This is a genomic window from Pseudomonas sp. IT-P294, assembly GCF_949767865.1.
Taxonomy (GTDB): domain Bacteria; phylum Pseudomonadota; class Gammaproteobacteria; order Pseudomonadales; family Pseudomonadaceae; genus Aquipseudomonas.
Window position 1 is genome coordinate 286,378 of sequence record NZ_CATKQW010000011.1, and the last position, 18,656, is coordinate 305,033.

General features: G+C 61.4%; 17 protein-coding genes. 9 read left to right on the top strand and 8 right to left on the bottom strand.

Translation table 11 applies throughout. The features are described from left to right. Positions 1-9: 9 nt before the first annotated feature. Positions 10-1,437: a cytochrome-c oxidase, cbb3-type subunit I gene (gene ccoN / locus ACM6I0_RS08775; protein WP_414922034.1), complete on the bottom strand. Its 1,428-nt coding sequence runs from the start codon at positions 1,435-1,437 to the stop codon at positions 10-12. A gap of 364 nt (positions 1,438-1,801) precedes the next feature. Between ccoN and ACM6I0_RS08780 the strand changes: the two genes are divergently transcribed. The 9 genes from ACM6I0_RS08780 to ACM6I0_RS08820 all read left to right on the top strand — a co-directional run bounded on the left by ACM6I0_RS08780 (position 1,802) and on the right by ACM6I0_RS08820 (position 11,787). After that, on the top strand, positions 1,802-3,475 hold the full coding sequence (locus tag ACM6I0_RS08780) for a nitrite/sulfite reductase (RefSeq protein ID WP_414922035.1): 1,674 nt from the start codon (positions 1,802-1,804) through the stop codon (positions 3,473-3,475). Next, positions 3,472-3,951 carry a DUF934 domain-containing protein gene (locus ACM6I0_RS08785; protein WP_285434479.1) on the top strand — a complete coding sequence of 160 codons (480 nt, stop codon included), beginning with the start codon at positions 3,472-3,474 and terminating at the stop codon, positions 3,949-3,951. The genes ACM6I0_RS08780 and ACM6I0_RS08785 overlap by 4 nt, the downstream gene beginning before the upstream one ends. A gap of 124 nt (positions 3,952-4,075) precedes the next feature. Continuing rightward, a complete protein-coding gene (gene lexA / locus ACM6I0_RS08790; RefSeq protein WP_259155116.1) occupies positions 4,076-4,693 on the top strand; it encodes a transcriptional repressor LexA in 618 nt (205 codons plus the stop codon). Continuing rightward, the gene (gene imuA / locus ACM6I0_RS08795) at positions 4,693-5,310 is read left to right on the top strand and encodes a translesion DNA synthesis-associated protein ImuA (RefSeq protein ID WP_090183365.1); all 618 of its coding nucleotides are present in this window, start codon (positions 4,693-4,695) and stop codon (positions 5,308-5,310) included. Before lexA ends, imuA begins: the two co-directional genes overlap by 1 nt. Before the next feature lie 7 nt (positions 5,311-5,317). Then, on the top strand, positions 5,318-6,733 hold the full coding sequence (locus ACM6I0_RS08800) for a Y-family DNA polymerase (protein ID WP_414922036.1): 1,416 nt from the start codon (positions 5,318-5,320) through the stop codon (positions 6,731-6,733). Beyond that, positions 6,730-9,807 carry an error-prone DNA polymerase gene (locus tag ACM6I0_RS08805; protein WP_414922037.1) on the top strand — a complete coding sequence of 1,026 codons (3,078 nt, stop codon included), beginning with the start codon at positions 6,730-6,732 and terminating at the stop codon, positions 9,805-9,807. Before ACM6I0_RS08800 ends, ACM6I0_RS08805 begins: the two co-directional genes overlap by 4 nt. A gap of 246 nt (positions 9,808-10,053) precedes the next feature. After that, positions 10,054-10,728: a CsgG/HfaB family protein gene (locus ACM6I0_RS08810; protein ID WP_285434523.1), complete on the top strand. Its 675-nt coding sequence runs from the start codon at positions 10,054-10,056 to the stop codon at positions 10,726-10,728. Positions 10,729-10,759: 31 nt separating this feature from the next. After that, complete coding sequence (locus ACM6I0_RS08815) at positions 10,760-11,131, top strand: DUF4810 domain-containing protein (RefSeq protein WP_285434484.1); 372 nt, start codon at positions 10,760-10,762, stop codon at positions 11,129-11,131. Then, positions 11,128-11,787: a DUF799 domain-containing protein gene (locus tag ACM6I0_RS08820; RefSeq protein ID WP_414922038.1), complete on the top strand. Its 660-nt coding sequence runs from the start codon at positions 11,128-11,130 to the stop codon at positions 11,785-11,787. The genes ACM6I0_RS08815 and ACM6I0_RS08820 overlap by 4 nt, the downstream gene beginning before the upstream one ends. Positions 11,788-11,883: 96 nt before the next feature. Here ACM6I0_RS08820 and ACM6I0_RS08825 read toward each other — a convergent pair whose 3' ends face one another. The 7 genes from ACM6I0_RS08825 to ACM6I0_RS08855 all read right to left on the bottom strand — a co-directional run bounded on the left by ACM6I0_RS08825 (position 11,884) and on the right by ACM6I0_RS08855 (position 18,650). Beyond that, positions 11,884-13,236: an ATP-binding protein gene (locus ACM6I0_RS08825; RefSeq protein ID WP_285434485.1), complete on the bottom strand. Its 1,353-nt coding sequence runs from the start codon at positions 13,234-13,236 to the stop codon at positions 11,884-11,886. Beyond that, positions 13,212-13,877: a response regulator gene (locus ACM6I0_RS08830; RefSeq protein ID WP_285434486.1), complete on the bottom strand. Its 666-nt coding sequence runs from the start codon at positions 13,875-13,877 to the stop codon at positions 13,212-13,214. Before ACM6I0_RS08830 ends, ACM6I0_RS08825 begins: the two co-directional genes overlap by 25 nt. Positions 13,878-13,980: 103 nt before the next feature. Continuing rightward, the gene (locus tag ACM6I0_RS08835) at positions 13,981-14,418 is read right to left on the bottom strand and encodes a hypothetical protein (RefSeq protein ID WP_414922039.1); all 438 of its coding nucleotides are present in this window, start codon (positions 14,416-14,418) and stop codon (positions 13,981-13,983) included. A gap of 28 nt (positions 14,419-14,446) precedes the next feature. Next, positions 14,447-15,211, bottom strand: a complete 765-nt coding sequence (locus ACM6I0_RS08840) for a hypothetical protein (protein WP_285434489.1) — start codon at positions 15,209-15,211, stop codon at positions 14,447-14,449. 83 nt (positions 15,212-15,294) lie between these two features. After that, complete coding sequence (locus tag ACM6I0_RS08845) at positions 15,295-15,957, bottom strand: flavin reductase family protein (RefSeq protein ID WP_285434491.1); 663 nt, start codon at positions 15,955-15,957, stop codon at positions 15,295-15,297. A gap of 12 nt (positions 15,958-15,969) precedes the next feature. After that, a complete protein-coding gene (locus ACM6I0_RS08850; protein WP_414922040.1) occupies positions 15,970-17,457 on the bottom strand; it encodes an amidohydrolase family protein in 1,488 nt (495 codons plus the stop codon). Next, the gene (locus tag ACM6I0_RS08855) at positions 17,454-18,650 is read right to left on the bottom strand and encodes an amidohydrolase family protein (RefSeq protein WP_414922041.1); all 1,197 of its coding nucleotides are present in this window, start codon (positions 18,648-18,650) and stop codon (positions 17,454-17,456) included. The genes ACM6I0_RS08850 and ACM6I0_RS08855 overlap by 4 nt, the downstream gene beginning before the upstream one ends. Between the last annotated feature and the right edge of the window lie 6 nt (positions 18,651-18,656).

The window sequence follows — 18,656 nt, forward strand, 5'->3', positions numbered from 1 at the left end:
CTCCTTGCCTCACGCAATCTGCGCGTCACGTTCAGCCAGCGCTACGTCCGAAACCCGCACGGTGCGCCACACGTTGTAAGCCATCAGCAGCATCCCGCTGAGGAAGAACAATCCGCCGACAAAGCGCACCACGTACCCCGGATGGCTGGCCTGCAACGCTTCGACGAACGAGTAGGTCAGCGTGCCGTCGTCGTTGATTGCCCGCCACATCAAGCCTTGGGTGATGCCGTTGACCCACATCGAGGCGATGTACAGCACGGTGCCGATGGTCGCCAGCCAGAAGTGCGCGTTGATCAATGGCGTGCTGAACATCTGCTCTCGTCCGAAGACTTTCGGCACCATGTGGTAAATGGCGCCGAAGGTGATCATCGCTACCCAGCCTAGCGCACCGGCGTGGACGTGGCCGATGGTCCAGTCGGTGTAGTGGGAGAGGGCATTGACGGTCTTGATCGCCATCATCGGTCCTTCGAAGGTCGACATGCCGTAGAAGGCCAGGGATAGCACCAGAAAGCGCAGGATCGGGTCGGTGCGCAACTTATGCCAGGCGCCCGAGAGCGTCATCATGCCGTTGATCATGCCGCCCCAGCTCGGTGCCAGCAGGATCAGCGACATTGCCATGCCCAGCGACTGCGCCCAGTCCGGCAGTGCGGTGTAGTGCAAGTGGTGCGGACCGGCCCAGATGTACAGGGTGATCAGCGCCCAGAAATGCACGATCGACAACCGATAGGAATACACCGGCCGCCCCACCTGTTTGGGCACGAAGTAATACATCATCCCGAGGAATCCGGTGGTCAGGAAAAAGCCCACGGCGTTGTGCCCGTACCACCATTGCACCATGGCGTCGGTGGCCCCGGAATACACCGGGTAGGACTTGAACCAGTCCACTGGAATCGACAGGTGATTGACCACGTGCAGCATGGCGATCACGACGATGAACGCGCCGAAGAACCAGTTGCCGACGTAAATGTGTTTGGTCTTGCGTCGCACCACGGTGGTGAAGAAGACGATGGCGTAAGTGACCCAGACCACGGTCATCCACACCGCGCCGGAGAACTCGATCTCGGCGTATTCCTTGGTGGTGGTGTAGCCCAGCGGCAGGGTGATCAGCATCACCACGATCACCGATTGCCAGCCCCAGAACGTGAACGCGGCCAGTGTGTCCGAGTACAGCCGCACCTGACAGGTGCGCTGCACCGCGTAGTAACTGGCGGCGAATTGCGCGCTGCCGGCAAAGCCGAAAATCACCAGGCTGGTGTGCAGCGGACGCAAGCGGCCGAAGGTGGTCCACGGCAGGTCGAGGTTCATCTCGGGCCACACCAGTTGCGAGGCGATCCACACGCCCATCGCCATCCCCACGACACCCCAGACGATGGTTGCCACGACGAATTGGCGCACGACCTTGTAGTTGTAGGCCTGTGTGATTGTTGCTGTGCTCATGGTCAATGCTTCCACGGTTGCAAAGTCTTGCACTGTAGAAACCCTGTCGAAAACAAAACAGACTCAGGAAAACTTCATTTATGCGGATCAGATTCGAGGCCGGCGTGGGCTCATCTGAGACAGCCTGATACGGTTTTTTAGCGCTCAGGTGAATCTGTAACGCGCTGCGCCGCAGGTCCATAGTCCCCCTACAAATGGGCCACAACACAAAACCTGTAGGAGTGAGCCTGCTCGCGATAGCGGTCTGGCATTCAACATCTTGGTTGGCTGACCTTCCGCCATCGCGAGCAGGCTCACTCCCACAGGGACTTGTGTGTTGACCAGTATCGGCCGCAGAGCCGATCCACCCTGATGAGGTAGCCACATGTATCAGTACGACGACTATGACCGGGCCCTGGTCTTCGAGCGGGTTGCGCAGTTTCGCGATCAGGTCGAACGTTTCATGGCCGGCGAGTTGAGCGAAGAAGAATTCCTGCCATTGCGTTTGCAGAACGGCCTGTACATGCAAAAACACGCCTACATGCTGCGCGTGGCGATTCCTTACGGCACGCTCAATGCCGGGCAGATGCGCACGCTGGCGAGCATCGCCCGCGACTACGATCGCGGTTATGGCCACTTCACCACCCGGCAGAACATGCAGTTCAACTGGATCGAACTGGCTCAGGTGCCGGACATTCTCGAACGCCTGGCGCAGGTCGAGATGCACGCGATCCAGACTTCTGGCAATTGCGTGCGCAACATCACCACCGAAGCCTTTGCCGGGGTGGCGGCGGACGAGCTGATGGACCCGCGTCCGCTGGCGGAAATCCTGCGCCAGTGGTCGACCATCAACCCCGAGTTCCTGTTCCTTCCGCGCAAGTTCAAGATCGCCATCTGCTCGGCGGAGCAGGACCGCGCGGCGATCATGATGCATGACATCGGCCTGTATCTTTATCGCGACGACCGCGGGCAAATGTTGCTGCGGGTCATCGTGGGCGGTGGGTTGGGGCGCACGCCGATCCTTGGTTTGCAGATTCGCGAGGGTTTGCCGTGGCAGCATTTGCTGTCCTATGTCGAGGCGGTGCTGCGGGTCTACAACCGCCACGGTCGGCGCGACAACAAGTACAAGGCGCGGATCAAGATTCTGGTCAAGGCTCTGGGCATTGACGCCTTCGCCAAGGAAGTGGAAGAGGAATGGCAGTACCTCAAGGACGGTCCGGCGCAATTGACCGATGCCGAATATGAGCGTGTCGCCAGTGCCTTCGTGGCGCCCGACTACCGTTCGCTGTCTGATACCGACCTGGAATTCGGCACCCGGCTGGCCGACAACCCGGCGTTCGCCCGCTGGGTCTCTCGCAATGTCCAGCCGCACAAGGTCGCGGGTTACACCAGCGTGGTGCTGTCGACCAAACCGGGCATTGCCTCGCCGCCGGGAGACGTCACCACCGAGCAGATGCAAGCCGTGGCCGAGTGGTCGGAGCAGTTCGGTTTCGGCGAAATTCGCATCGCCCACGAGCAGAATATCGTGCTGCCGGATGTGCCTAAGGCCGATCTCTACACGCTGTGGTGCCTGGCCTGCGAACAGGGGTTGGGCTGCGCCAACATTGGTTTGCTGACCGACATCATCGCCTGCCCCGGCGGCGACTTCTGCGCACTGGCCAACGCCAAATCGATCCCGATTGCTCAAGCGATCCAGGCGCGCTTCGACGATCTCGATTACCTGCATGACCTGGGGGATATCAGCCTGAACATCTCCGGCTGCATGAACGCCTGCGGCCACCACCACATCGGCAACATCGGCATCCTGGGCGTCGATAAAAACGGCAGCGAGTGGTACCAGATCACCCTCGGCGGTAGCCAGGGCAAGAACAGCGCACTGGGCAAGGTCATCGGTCCGTCTTTCAGCGCTGCCGAAGTACCCGAAGTCATCGAGCGCCTCATCGCCACGTTTGTCAGTTACCGCGAGAGCGAAGAACTGTTCGTCGACACCTTGCAGCGCATCGGTCTTGAGCCCTTCAAGGAGCAGGTTTATCCCAAGCTGCTGGAGGTGACGGCATGAACAATCTGCTGCGACTGGAGGACGGTGTGGCGCGGATTGTCGCTGACGATCCGTGGGGGTTGATCCGTGAGCTGGAGGGTGAGTTGCCCGTCGGTTCAGTGATCCTGCCGCTGGCCCGCTGGTTGAAGAATCCCGGGCACCAAGCGGTATGGCTCGGGCCTGACGATGAGGTGGAAAACCTCAAGCCGTGGTTTGAGCAGCTGCCCTTGATCGCTCTGGATTTTCCGAGTTTTCGTGACGGTCGCGGCTACAGTCAGGCGTACTTGCTGCGCACACGCCTGGGCTGGGCCGGCGAATTGCGCGCGGTGGGCGATGTATTGCGCGATCAACTCAGCCATATGCGCCAATGCGGTTTCGACAGTTTTGCCGTGCGCGAGGACAAATCCGCTGAGGACGCGCTGAAGGGGTTGGCAGGGATGAGCGTGTTGTATGGGCGCTCAGTGATTGAGCCCAGGCCTTTGTTTCGGCGGCGATAAGCCCGAGCATCTTTTGCTTGGGCGGTATCATCGCGAGCAGGCTCGCTTGTGTCGATGTCATTCGGGCCTCGTTCGTCAGTTCCTGCAGACAAGTCCTTGTCAGGAAAAAGCCGAAAGAGTACAAATGTACTCCATGACGACTTTAACTCCGCGCCGTACCGCCATCCTGACCTTTATCCGTGATCGAATCGCGGAGCACGGTCAGTCCCCCAGCCTCGCTGAAATCAGCGAGGCGTTCGGTTTTGCCTCTCGCAGCGTGGCGCGCAAGCATGTGCTGGCGCTGACCGAGGCCGGGTTTATCGAGGTCAATGCGCATCAGGCCCGGGGCATCCGTTTGCTCGGGCAGCCCGCGCGGCCCGAGTTGCTGGACGTCCCGGTTCTCGGTCGGGTGGCGGCGGGTGCACCGATCGGTGCCGATGCCGAGGTCCACAGTCGCTTGCTGCTGGACCCGTCGATTTTCTCGCGGGTGCCCGATTACATGTTGCGGGTGCAGGGCGACTCGATGATCGAGGACGGCATTCTCGATGGTGATCTGGTGGGAGTGCACCGCAATCCCGAGGCGCTCAACGGCCAGATCGTCGTGGCGCGCCTCGACGGCGAAGTCACCATCAAGCGTTTCGAGCGAAGTGGCGACGAGGTCCGGTTGCTGCCACGCAACCCGGCCTACAAGCCGATCATCGTCGAGGCTGATCAGGACCTGGCCATCGAAGGGGTGTTCTGCGGTCTGGTGAGGCAAGGGTGATGGGCGCCGTCGTTGCGTTGGATACGCTGTTCAATGGCGGCCAGGTCTGGAAGGGCCGGCCTGCGCCACCGGCGGTCAGCCCGCAACCCACCGGGCATGCCGCGCTGGACGCGGCGTTGCCCACCGGCGGATGGCCGGAAGCGGCGCTGACCGAAATCCTCCTGGCCGGGCAGGGCGTTGGCGAGCTGCAACTGGTGTGGCCAGCGCTGGCGCGGCTGTCGGCGGCCGGGGAACGCATCGTGCTGGTGGCGCCGCCTTACGTACCGTATCCGCAGGCCTGGCAGAACGCCGGGGTCGATCTGCGCCAGTTGTCGATCATCCAGGCCAGCGAGCGCGATGCCCTGTGGGCGGCGGAGCAATGCCTGCGTTCAGGCAGTTGCGGCGCGGTGCTGTGCTGGCCGCACAAGGCTGATGACAGGGCGTTGCGGCGCTTGCAGGTGGCGGCGGAAACCGGTTCGACCCTGGCGTTCGCTTACCGCTCGATCCATGAAGCGATCAACCCGTCACCGGCCGCGCTGCGCATCGCCATCGATGCCAGGCCCGCGCAATTGCGCGTGCTCAAGTGCCGGGGCGGATTGGCGCGTTCGGCACCGATTGCCTTCCCCGTGGGGCATTGAGGTTGCCATGCGCTGGGTGTGCATTCTTTTTCCGCAATTGGCGCTGGACGCGGTGCTGCGTCAGCGTCCCGATCCTGATGAGCCATTGGCGCTGCTGACCGGCCCGGCCCAGCGTCGGGTGCTGCAAGCGGTGAACGCTTCGGCGCGGGCCATGGGCTTGCGTGCGGGGCAGTCGATGACCGCCGCGCAAGCCTTGAGCAAAGCCTTTGCCACGGCTGAATACGACGTCGCCGAGATCGAGCACTGGCAACAGTTTCTGGCGGCATGGGCTTATCGTTTCAGCTCGCAGGTCAGCGTCCACTACCCGCGTGCCGTGGTGTTTGAAATCGAATCCAGCATGGGACTGTTCGGGCCCTGGCCGCAGTTCGAGGCGCGGTTGCGCACCGAACTCGGCGAGCTGGGCTTTCGTCATCGGATCGTCGCCGCGCCCAACCCGGTGGCTGCGCGGGTATTGGCCAACGTTTATGACGGTCTGGTGGTGCCGGACAACGAGGCCTTGCAACACCATCTCGGGCAGTTGCCGGTCGACCGGATCGCTCTGGAACCAGCGGTAGCCACGGCGTTGTCGCGCATGGGGCTGCGCACCCTGGGCCAGGTGCAAGCGTTGCCGCGTCATAGCTTGGCGCGGCGGTTCGAGGCTCAGGTGCTCAAGCACCTGGACGCCTTGTCCGGTGAACGTCGGCTGGCGCTGGCGTTCTACCTGCCGCCGGACCGCTTCGATGTACGCATCGAACTCAACTTCGACGTGCAATCGCATCAGGCGCTGCTGTTTCCGTTAAGACGCTTGACCGGTGATCTGTCGGCGTTTCTGTGCGGCCGGGACAGCGGCGTGCAGCGGTTCGACCTGCACCTTGAACACGCAGGCTTGCCGGACACGGTGATCAAGGTCGGCCTGCTCAGCGCCGAGCGTGACCCGGCGATGCTCTTCGAACTGGCCCGTGGGCGACTGGAGCAGGTTCAAGTCGAAGCGCCGGTACGCGGCTTTCGGCTGCGCGCCGAGGACCTGCCAAGCTTCGTCCCGCAGCGCCAGGAACTGTTCGACGACCGTCCGCAGCAGTCCTTGCCCTGGGAACAACTGCGCGAACGCTTGCGCGCGCGGCTCGGGGATGACGCGGTGCATGGCTTGCGTTTCCAGGCTGACCACCGGCCCGAGTGCGCCTGGCAGGCGCGGGTCGACAATCAGCTCTGTGCGGGGTTGGCGGGTGTGCAGCGTCCGGGCTGGTTGCTGACGCAGCCACTGGCGATCCATGAAGGATCGGCGCGCATTCTCATGGGACCGGAGCGCATCGAATCCGGCTGGTGGGACGGCGATGATGTGCGTCGCGACTACTACCTGGTCGAAACCCGTTCCGGCCAGCAGGGCTGGGCCTATCGTGCGGTGGGTGAGGGCGGTCCGCTGTGGCTGCAAGGCTGGTTCGCATGAGCATCGGATATGCCGAGTTGCACTGCCTGTCGAACTTCAGTTTCCAGCGCGGTGCTTCCAGTGCCCTGGAACTGTTTCAACGGGCAAAAAAGCACGACTATCAGGCGCTGGCGATCACTGATGAATGCACCCTGGCCGGCATCGTCCGCGCCTGGCAAGCCGCAAAGTCGGTGGAGCTGCCGCTGATCATCGGCAGCGAAATGCGCATCGAGGACGGCCCGAAACTGGTGCTGCTGGTGGAGAACCTCGAGGGTTACCAGACCCTGTGTCGGCTGATTACCCGAGCGCGACGGCGCACGCAAAAAGGCCAGTATCAGATCCTGCGCGAAGACTTCAACGAAGCCATGCCGGGGCTGCTGGCGTTGTGGGTGCCGGACGCTGTCGATGATTTTGCAAGCGGCCACTGGTTGAAACAGGCTTTCGCCGAGCGCTTGTGGCTGGCGGTGCAGTTGCATCGAGGCCAGGACGATAGCGGGCGCCTGGACGCCTTGCTGACCCTGGCGAGGGAGCTGCGCATTGCGGCGGTGGCCAGCGGCGATGTGCACATGCACACCCGTGGCCGGCGCGCCTTGCAGGACACCATGACCGCGATTCGTCATCACGTGCCGGTGGCCGAGGCCGGGTTGCGGCTGCATCCGAACGGCGAGCGACATGTGCGCAGCCTTGAAGCCCTGCAATCGATCTATCCGCAGGCGCTGCTTGATGAAACGTTGACCATCGCCCGGCGCTGCACGTTCGACCTCAGCCAGTTGCGTTATCAATATCCCCGCGAACTGGTGCCCCAAGGCCTGACGGCGACGTCCTGGCTGCGCCATCTGACCGAAGAGGGGATTGCGTGGCGCTGGCCAAAAGGCCCGCAAGCCAAGGTGCTGGTGCAGATCGACAAGGAACTGCAACTGATCGCCGAGCTGGGCTATGAAAGCTACTTCCTGACCGTGCATGACATTGTGCGATTTGCCCGTGACCAACACATCCTGTGTCAGGGCCGTGGTTCAGCGGCCAACTCGGCGGTGTGTTTTGCCTTGGGCATCACGGAAATCGATCCGGATCGCACCACGCTGCTGTTCGAGCGTTTTCTCTCCAAAGAGCGCAACGAGCCGCCGGACATCGACGTCGATTTCGAACACGAACGTCGCGAGGAAGTCTTGCAGTACGTGTTCCAGCGCTATGGCCGAACCCGCGCGGCGCTGACGGCGGTGGTCAGTACGTATCACGCGGCCGGCGCGGTGCGTGATGTGGCCAAGGCCCTGGGGTTACCGCCGGACCAGATCAATGCGCTGGCCGATTGCTGCGGTCACTGGAGTGATGCAACACCGCCGGTGGAGCGCCTGATCGAGGGCGGTTTCGACCCCGAGAGCCCGGTGTTGCGTCGGGTGCTGAGCCTGACAGGGCAACTGATCGGTTTTCCCCGGCACCTGTCCCAGCACCCCGGCGGTTTCGTGATTTCCGAGCAGCCACTGGACAGCCTGGTGCCGGTGGAAAACGCCGCCATGGCCGAACGCACCATCATTCAGTGGGACAAGGACGATCTGGACGCGGTGGGACTGCTCAAGGTGGATATTCTGGCACTGGGCATGCTCAGCGCGATTCGCCGTTGTTTTGATCTGCTGCGCCGTCATCGCCATCTCGACCTGAGCCTGGCGACGATTCCGTCCGAAGACCCGCACACCTACGACATGATCGGCCGTGCCGACACCATCGGCGTGTTCCAGATCGAGTCCCGGGCGCAGATGTCGATGCTGCCCAGACTCAAGCCGCGTACGTTTTACGATCTGGTGATCGAGGTGGCCATCGTCCGCCCGGGGCCGATTCAGGGCGGAATGGTGCATCCGTACCTGCGCCGGCGAAACAAGCAAGAGCCCGAGGTTTACCCGTCTCCAGCCCTGGAAGTCGTGCTCAAGCGCACCTTGGGTGTGCCGCTGTTCCAGGAACAGGTGATGCAGATTGCCATCGTCGCCGCCGACTACAGCCCCGGCGAGGCCGATCAGTTACGCCGCTCCATGGCGGCGTGGAAGCGTCACGGTGGATTGGAGCCGCACAAGGACCGCCTGGCCGCCGGCATGAAAAAAAACGGCTACACGGCCGAGTTTGCCGCGCAGATCTTCGAACAGATCAAAGGCTTCGGCAGCTACGGTTTTCCTGAATCCCACGCCGCCAGCTTCGCCTTGTTGACCTACGCCAGTTGCTGGCTCAAATGCCACGAACCGGCGGCCTTCGCCTGTGCGCTGATCAACAGCTGGCCGATGGGGTTCTACAGCCCGGACCAGATCCTGCAGGACGCGCGCCGGCATCATTTGCAGATCCGCCCGGTGGACGTGCGCGCCAGTGACTGGGATTGCAGCCTGGAGCCGATCAGTGGCGAGCAGCCAGCGATTCGCATGGGGCTGCGGATGATCAAGGGCTTTCGCGAGGACGATGCCCGACGCATCGAAGCGGCGAGGGTGAAAGGAATATTTGTCGACATCGCCGACCTGGGCGAGCGGGCGCAGCTCGATGCGCGCGCCCAGGAGCAACTGGCCGATGCCGGTGCGCTGCGAGGCCTGGCCGGTGACCGCCATCGGGCGCGCTGGGAAGTGGCGGGGGTGCACAAGCAACTGGGCTTGTTCGCCGGTCTGCCGAGTCAGGAAGAGGACGCGGTGTCGCTGCCCAAACCCACCGTGGGCGAGGACCTGTTGGCCGATTACAACAGTGTCGGCACCACCCTCGGCCCGCATCCGCTGGCCTTGCTGCGCGGTGAATTAAAAGCCCGGCGTTGCCGCAGTTCGAAAGAGTTGATGGACGTCGAGCATGGCCGCCCGGTCAGCGTCGCCGGCCTGGTCACCGGGCGACAACGGCCGGGCACCGCCAGCGGCGTGACGTTCGTCACCCTTGAAGATGAATTTGGCAACGTCAACGTCATTGTCTGGCGTGACCTGGCAGAACGGCAGCGCAAGGTGCTGGTCGGCTCGCAACTGCTCAAGGTCGATGGCCGCTGGGAAAAGGAAGGCGAGGTGCGCCACCTGATCGCCGGGCGCTTGAGCGACCTGAGTCCTTTGCTCGACGGCATCAGCGTGCGCAGCCGCGATTTCCGCTGATCTCCACGCTGATGATCGTTCCCACGCGGAGCATGGGACCGATCATGGTGCGGCCAATACGTTGGCGCCAATAAACAATTAAACGCTGTCTTCGATGATGGCACTTTGGCATAATGCCGTCCGTCGACGTCCCGCACGTCGATTATCGATTCGATTCCCCTCGCTTTTTTCGCCGCTGTCACTCGCAGCGGCTGGCTATTGTCGCGCCGGGATTAACCGTTTTTTCAAAAGGAATGTGCAGTGAGAATGATCTCTCGAATGTTGGTATCGGCGGCAGCGATTGCCCTGTTGGGCAGCATGACCGGCTGTGCGACCGAAAGCTCGCAAGCCTTGCCGATTGCCAAAGTCGAAAGCGCCAGCGTGGCGTATGCCGGCGTTCGTGTGCCGATGGCTGTCGGCAAGTTCGATAACCGTTCGAGCTACATGCGCGGGATCTTCTCCGATGGCGTGGATCGCCTCGGCGGTCAGGCCAAGACCATCCTGATCACTCACCTGCAGCAGACCAATCGCTTCAGCGTGCTGGACCGCGACAACATGGGCGAGATCCAGCAGGAGGCCGCGATCAAGGGCCAGTCCCAGCGACTCAAGGGTGCTGATTTTGTGGTGACCGGCGACGTCACCGAGTTCGGCCGCAAAGAGACCGGCGATCACCAGTTGTTCGGCATTCTCGGGCGCGGCAAAACCCAGGTGGCCTACGCCAAGGTCAACCTGAACATCGTCAATATCAGCACTTCCGAAGTGGTGTATTCGACCCAGGGTGCGGGCGAATACGCGTTGTCCAACCGGGAAATCATCGGCTTCGGCGGCACCGCTGCCTACGATTCGACCCTCAACGGCAAAGTGCTCGACCTGGCCATGCGCGAGGCGATCAATCGTCTGGTGGATGGCATGAACGCCGGTGCATGGAAACCGGGCAACTGATCAAGGTTTGATGACAAGGAGTGGTACACGCATGTTCAAGATGTATGCGAAATGGGCGCTGATGGCGTCGACATTACTGGCCAGCGGTCTGTTGGCCGGTTGCAGCAGCCCGAAAACTCTTTACCAGTGGGAAAGCTATCAGCCTGAGGTTTATGAGTACTTCAAGGGTGAACAACCCAAGGAAGCGCAGGCCGAAGCGCTGGAACGCGATCTGCAGAAGATCCGCTCCACCGGCAAGACGCCGCCCCCTGGCTACCACGCTCACTTGGGCCTGTTGTACCTGAGCATGGGCAAGGACGATCAGATGGTGCAGCAATTCAGGACCGAGAAAACGCTGTTCCCCGAGTCGACGCCGTACATGGACTTTCTGCTTAAAAACGCCAAGGCCGGAGTGACTCAATGATCGCGCGCTCAGTGAAAATGATGGCCGGGCTGCTGGCTCTGGCACTGCTTGGCGGTTGCGTCAGCCCCAAGACCGTGGACTATGCGGCGTACAAGCAGGCCCGTCCGAAAACCATTCTGGTGCTGCCGCCGCTGAACAACTCACCGGACGTCAAGGCGTCCTACAGCATGCTGTCGCAAGTTACGTTCCCGTTGGCTGAAGCCGGTTATTACGTGCTGCCGATCACGCTGGTCGATGAGACATTTCGCCAGAACGGTCTGACCACGCCGGCAGATATCCATCAGGCACCGGCCAACAAACTGCAGGAAATCTTCGGTGCCGATGCGGCGCTCTACATCACCGTGACGGATTACGGTACGCGCTACTTGATCATCAGCAGCGAAACCGTGGTGACCGCCACCGCGAAACTGGTTGACCTCAAGACCGGCACCACCCTGTGGACCGGCTCGGCCCGGGCGTCGAGCGAAGAGGGCAACAACAACAGCGGCGGTGGTTTGATTGGTGCGCTGATTACCGCGGCGGTCAAGCAGGTGATCAACAGTTCCACCGATGCCGGTTACCCGATTGCCGGTGTGACCAGTGCGCGGCTGTTGTCGGCAGGTCAACCCGCAGGGTTGCTGTACGGGCCGCGTTCGCCGAAATACGGCACCGACTGATACCCGTCGATTCTAGCAAGCTCCCGTGGCAAGGGAGTTTGCTGGCGTTGGCCCGTCCGCGCTCGGCAAGGCGCGGAGCAACACGGCTTCAGCGTATTACCTGGCTCTTTTCAACCTGACCGAAACACACAATCCGCTCCTGTTTTTTTCATCTGAAAAACTCAATCGCAGGTGTGCTCCCATACGGTCAGCGATGGCTTTGACGATCGCAAGACCCAGCCCGGAGCCTGATTCATCGGTTCCCAGACTGCGGTAAAACGGATCGAACACCAACAGTTGTTCTTCTGCGCTGATCCCCGGGCCCGAGTCCTTGACTTCAAGGACCACGGATTCACCCGCCATTTCGACCGCCAGATCAACTCGCCCGCCCACCGGGGTATAACGGATCGCGTTGTCCACCAGATTCCTGACCAGGATCAGGAGGTCCATTTCGTTGCCCACGACCTGCACGTCTTCGAAGCTTTCGACACCAATATCGATGTGTCGGCGCTCCGCCAGCGGCAGCAAGTCTTCCAGTACCCGACGATAGATGTCATGCACTGAAACGGATGCCTGTGATCGCTCGGCACTCGATTGTGCGCTCGCCAGGGCCAGCAGTTGATCGATCAATTTTCTGCTGCGTTCAATGCCCTGGGTCAATGGCAACAAACGTTGATGGGCCGCTGCCGACATTTCTATGGCCGACAGTCGCTCGGCTTGTAGCGACAGGGCGGTCATCGGCGAACGCAGTTCGTGGGCTGCATCGGCAATGAAGCGGCGCTGGGTTTCCATGGATTGCGCGACACGCGTCAACAATCGATTGATGGCTACCACGAAAGGCCGGATCTCGGTTGGCAGGTGGTTCTCGTCGATAGGGTGCAGCGCCTGCTCGTCGCGCTGATCGATTTCCTCCGAAAGGGTCGCAATGGGACGGAAGAGTTTGCGCACCAGATCGCTCACCACCAGCAACAGCACCGGAAACAGAATGAGAAACGGCAAAAGACTTCGCCAAGCGCTCTTTCGCGCCTCTTTTTCGCGCACGTCTGCTTCTTGAGCGACAACGATGCGTTCGCCACTGGCCGTTGTTCTCACCAGTACGCGGAAATTTTCACCGGCAACGCTCAACGTCGAGAAGCCATCGCCCAGGCCAGTCGGGAAGGGCAGCGGCGTTGTGGCGTCATCACTGCCGCTCGCTTTGGTGCTGTCGGCCAGGTATTGGACGATCACCCGGGACTCTTCATCGTCGCCGGCCACTTGCTCCGCCACAGGGTAGTGCAAGGTCATCCTTTGCCGATCAAAAAGAATGGCCACTTGGCGCAGGGTCTCGTCCTGCATTTCGTGTGTCTCGTTGATCGCAGAGAAAAAAGCGAAAAAACCAGCCAATGCCGCGACGATCAGGATGGCCAGCGACAGCGTTACAGACAAACGGACCTGCACCGAGTCATTCAAGCGTTCTTTGAAACCATCCATCCCATACCCCTGACATTCTTGATGATGTGGTTTCCCAGTTTTCGCCGCAGAGCATGTATCAGAAATTCCACGGCGTTGCTTTCCACCTCATTGCCCCAGCCGTAGATCCGCTCTTCAAGTTCGCTGCGCGAGAGAATGGTGCCCGGCCGGATCAACAGGGCCTGTAGCAAAGCGAACTCACGGTTGGAAAGCTGAATGTCGGGGATGTCGGCGGTGCTGGCTTGTTTGGAGAGAAGGTCCAGCGACACCACGCCGTTATCGAGCCGTGAATGAGCGCTGCCGCCTTTACGGCGCAAGACCGCGCGGATACGGGCTAGCAGCTCCGCCATGGCGAAGGGTTTGAGCAAGTAATCGTCAGCACCGCCGTCGAGCCCGCGCAGGCGATCATCAAGACTGTCCCTGGCGGTAATGATCAGTAGCGGCACCGGATTGTTGCGCCCGCGTATGCCATCGAGCACATCGAGCCCGTCTTTGCCGGGCAATCCGAGATCCAGCAACACCAGGTCATAGACATGGGTTTCCAGCGCCGCCAGGGCGATGAGTCCGTTTTTGACCCAATCGGTGGCGTAGCTCGCATCGTTCAGCGCGCCCTGGATGGCATCGCCAATCATTGAGTCATCTTCAACCAGCAGGATTCGCATATACGGCTCCGAAAAAAAGCGCGACGGTCATGACCGTCGCGCCTGTATTGAAGCACCTGAGCCGATGTTTGTCCGCCACCGGATTAACCCGGCGGGTTGTGGGTCACTGTTTGCCTTTCATCGAATCGAAGGCTTTCAACAGATCATCCATCGATGCCTTGCAATCGCTCTGCTTCGGCGTGCTGGCGCGCAGGGCGTCGAGTGCCCGGTCGATGGCTTTGTCCAGCACATGCCAGTCACTGGCGGCGCGGGGTTTGATGCCGGCTTCGGCGGAGTCCCAAGACGTTTCCAGATCCTTGATGCGGGTTTTCGCCCCGGGCAGGTCGTTTTTATCGACCAGCGCGGCGACATCCGCGGCGATGGCACGGAACTCAGACAAATCACCCAGCTTTGAACCGGTCTGGGCAGAGGCGCTTACCGAAGTGGCCGGCGTGGCTGCTCCGGGCTTGTCGGCAGGTTTCGAGCAACCAGCGGTGACGCTGAGTAACACGATCGATGAAACGATGGCGACGTGGCGAAGGGCATTTTGAAAGGGACGCATGACAAATCCTTAAAGGGGTTTTGAAGGGTTACTGAGTGACGGTTCGGCGGTTGACCACGTTGAATTGCGCAACCGCGACCAAAAGAAAAATGACGCACAGGAAGATGGCGCTCGTCCAGGTCGCTCCCATGCCCAGGCCACCATAGGTTTTAGCCTGGGTCAGCAAATCGCCGAGTGAAGCACCAAATGGACGGGTCAGGATGTAGGCCAGCCAAAAGGTCAGCACCACGTTGCCGCCCAGGCGCCAAGCCACCAGCGTCGCGGCGATAAGCGCACCGAAAATCATCACGCCAAGGGTGAAGCCCAGGCCCAGGGCTTCGGTGGCCAGATCGCCCGCTGCCGTCCCGAGGGCAAAGGTACACAGCACCGTGGCCCAGTAGAAAAGCTCCCGGCGCGGGGTGACGATCTCGCGGATCGACAGGTTGTGCTCCGCCCGATACCAGACCAGAAAGTTGACCGCCAGCAGAACGGCAAAGACCGCCGTGCTGGTGTACAGGCTGATGTCGAGCATGTCGGTCATAATGTCGGTGATCTGCGTCCCGACGATGCTGACCAGCACTACGGTCAACCAGTAGATCCAGGGTGTATAGGCCTTGGTACGCAGTTGAAAGAACAACGCGAGCGCCAGCAGCACGGCCATGCCGATGCTCGTCAAACCTGCGCCAAAACCGGCATCCACGGCCAGAAAGTCCGCGCCGGTTTCACCCACCGTCGTCGAAAGAATCTTGATCACCCAAAATGACAGCGTCACCTCGGGCACTTTGTTGAGCCATCCGGCTTTATCGAAATTCATGGGCGGGTAGCCTCTCCTGATCTGCGCTGAACTTGCGTAGAGGGAGAAGATACGTCGCCAGACTTAGCTGAGACTGAGGGGCTCTATTTGATGTCCGGCCAAAACCGCTCCCCACCCCCAGGCGCTTCCGTCCACGCCTGCAACGAACGCGTCGGCAAATCAAAATAATCGCGGGTTCGCGCATAACCATGGCCACCCATGCGCCCGATCGCATCCAGCCCCAGTTGATCGATATACAGGGTTTTCGGGTCGATCAATTCGTCGCGCACATGGGCCATCAACACTTCCCCGAAGATAATCTCCCGCGACTGGCCGATGGACAGCGCCATCATGCGTCGGCATTCCAGCGCCACCGGCGCTTCACCAATGCGCGGGCATTTGACCGTGGTGCCGGGAATCGCCGTCAGCCCGGCCGCCGTCAACTCATCGAAGCCAGGCGCGAAGGGCACGGCGCAGACATTCATTGCCTCCACCAGCGCGTCGCTGACGATATTGACGGTGAATTCCTGGTTGAGCTGGATGTTGCGCGTGGTGTCCTTGGGGCTTTGATCGCCGTAGTTTTCCACGCCCAGCGCGAGGATCGGCGGGTCTGCGGACAGCGCATTGAAAAAGCTGAACGGCGCGGCATTGATCCGGCCTTCGCCATCAATCGTGGTGACCAGCGCGATGGGGCGTGGCACCACGCTGCCGATCAGGATCTTGTATTTATCTCGCGCACTCAGTGTGCTGAAGTCGAAGCTTTGCATAGGCAGACATCTCTAAAGAAGGGGATCGATTGCGCTCAGCGGCGCGTGTGCGCTGTAGTCGTCGGCGAACGGGATGGCCGGTTTGAACAGGGTTTTCCAGTCCGGTTGGCCGAAGGCCCGGTCGCTGTGGCTGCGCATCAGTTTTTCGAATTGTCGTTGGGCCTGGCGTTGCAGCGCGGGGTAGTCGACGCCCTGGACCTGGCCGTCCTGCATCACACAACGGCCGTCGATGTAGCTGGCGATGCAGTCGTCGCCGCGCCCGGCCAGCACCAGGTTTTTCAGCGGATCGAACAACGGCCCCAGGTGCAGACCGCGAAGAGTGAACACGGTGATATCGGCCTTGGCCCCAGGCGCCAGACGACCGAGGTCGTCGCGGCCCAAGGCCTTGGCGCCGCCGAGGGTGGCGGCGTTGTACATATCCAGGGTGCTGGTCAACGAGGTGCCGCCCTCCATCAACCGAGCGATGTTCAAACCCTGGCGCATGTTTTCCAGCAGATCCGCCGGCCAGGTGTCGGTGCCGAGGGCGAAGTTGATGCCTTTGGCCCGATAGCGGCCAAACGAATTCAGCGCCTCACCATCGCGAGCAAACACCACCGGGCAATGCACCAGGCTGGCGCCGCCATCCACCACCCGCTGCACGTCTTCATCGCCCGCGGTGTAGATGCCATGGGGCAGCAGACTGCGCGGCGTCAGCAGGTCCATTTGCTGCAACCAGCCCAGCGGTGAAGCGCCGCGCAGTTGCTCGACCATCGCCACTTCGCCCAGCCCCTGGCAGCAATGCAAACGCATCGGTGCGTTCAGTTCGCGGCTCAGAGCGGCGGTGCGTTGCAGCAGTGCCGGGGTGCAGGTTTGAATCCGGTCGGGCAACAGCGCGCCGCGAATCAAGTCGCCGTGGGCACCGTCGAAATCCTTGAAAAAACCGCAAGCAGCCTCAAGCCCGGCCAATCCCCGCGCTTCATCCCAGTGATGCCCCAAGGTGCCATCGGCCCGCCAATAACTCATGCCGCTCATGTAGCAAGGGCCGAGGTAAGTCCGCAGCCCCAATTCGGCGGCCACACCTGCCACTGCCGAAAATTCGGCGTAAGTCTCGGCCCACTCGCGGTAATACATCGAGGTGATCGGCATGGCCGTGGTGATGCCATTGCGGATCAACTGAGTGAAGGCGTAGCGGTATTTGAAAACTTCTTCAGCCTCGGTGTAACTCTCCCGTGGACCGGCTGCCAGAGACTCCTCGGACCACATTCGGCCCATGTCGCGTTCATCGCCGTTGTCGAGCGTCAGCACCGTGGAATCAAGATCCCCCAGCGCATCCAGATCGATGAAACCCGGGCCGATCAACGCGTTGCCGTAGTCGATCCACTGATCCACCGGCCCGGCATAATCACGCCCGACAAACACGATGCGTGACCCTTCGAACACCACTTCGCCGTCGCGCCACAGCACATGTTGCGCGCCGTCGAAACCGACCACGCAGCTGCTTTTAAGGCCGATGCGTTTCACAGACGGCTGTCCAGCAAACGACCGCCAGAGGCAATCAACTCACCGCCGCGATAGACCTCCCGCACAGGGCGTGAAACCACGGCTTCGCCCAGAGTCTGCACCGGCATCAGCAGGAAGTCCGCCGTCCGACCGATCTCCAGCCCATAACCTTCACAACCCAGCGCTCGTGCGCCATTGACCGTCGCGGCCTCGAATGCAGCGGCCAGTTCATCGTCTTTGTTCAGATCGAAGCGCAACGCCAGCAACATCGCCCGTTCGAGCATGTCGCCATTGCCCATCGGCGACCAGGCATCACGAATGCCATCCGAACCCAGGCACACATTGACGCCGGTCTCGCGCAACGCCAGGAATGGCGGCACCGCGCAATCGGCCGGCGCCGAGCTCATCAGCGAAATCCGCAGCGCCGCCAGGCGTTCAGCCACCGGTTTGACCTGACTCCACGGCAACATCCCCAGGCAATAGGCGTGACTGATCATTACCCGACCCTGACACCCGAATCGTTCGGTGTAGTCGGCGATCAGCGAGATTTGCCACAGGCCCAGTTCACCTTTGTCATGCAGGTGAATGTCGACGCCACGCTCGAATTCGCTGGCCAGCTTGAAGACAAAATCAAGTTGCGCGACCGGATCGTTGTCGATGCCACACGGGTCGAGTCCCCCGACGTTTTCCACGCCCAAGGCCATGGCTTCACGCATCAGTTCGGCAGTGCCGGGGCGGCTGATCAGGCCGGTTTGCGGAAACACCACCAGTTGCAGATCGATCAGGTCGCGATAGGTTTCGCGCAGTTGCTGCATGGCTTCGACGTGGCGCAGGCCGAACTCAGGATCGATGTCGACGTGGCAACGCATTGTCAGCGAACCACGGGCGATGCAGTTTTCCAGCAGTGCTCCGGCGCGTTGGGCGATGGGGGCGTCGACTTCCCGCAGCACGCGGCGCTCGTTGGCGATGTAATCCTTGAGCGTTGGCCCTGCGCTGTTCGGGCGCCAGGGTTGGCCCCAGAGGGTTTTGTCGAGGTGGACATGGCTTTCCACCAGTGCCGGGGTGAGCAATTGATTCTGGCCATCGATGTCGGTGGCGGTCAGGGCCGCAGTCGAGGCCGGGCGGCGTTGTTTGAACAGGCCGTTTTCGATCAGCAGGTCTTCGGCGGGTGAGCCGTAGGGCCGCACGTTGCGCAGCCAGCGGGGTTGGGTCATTGCATA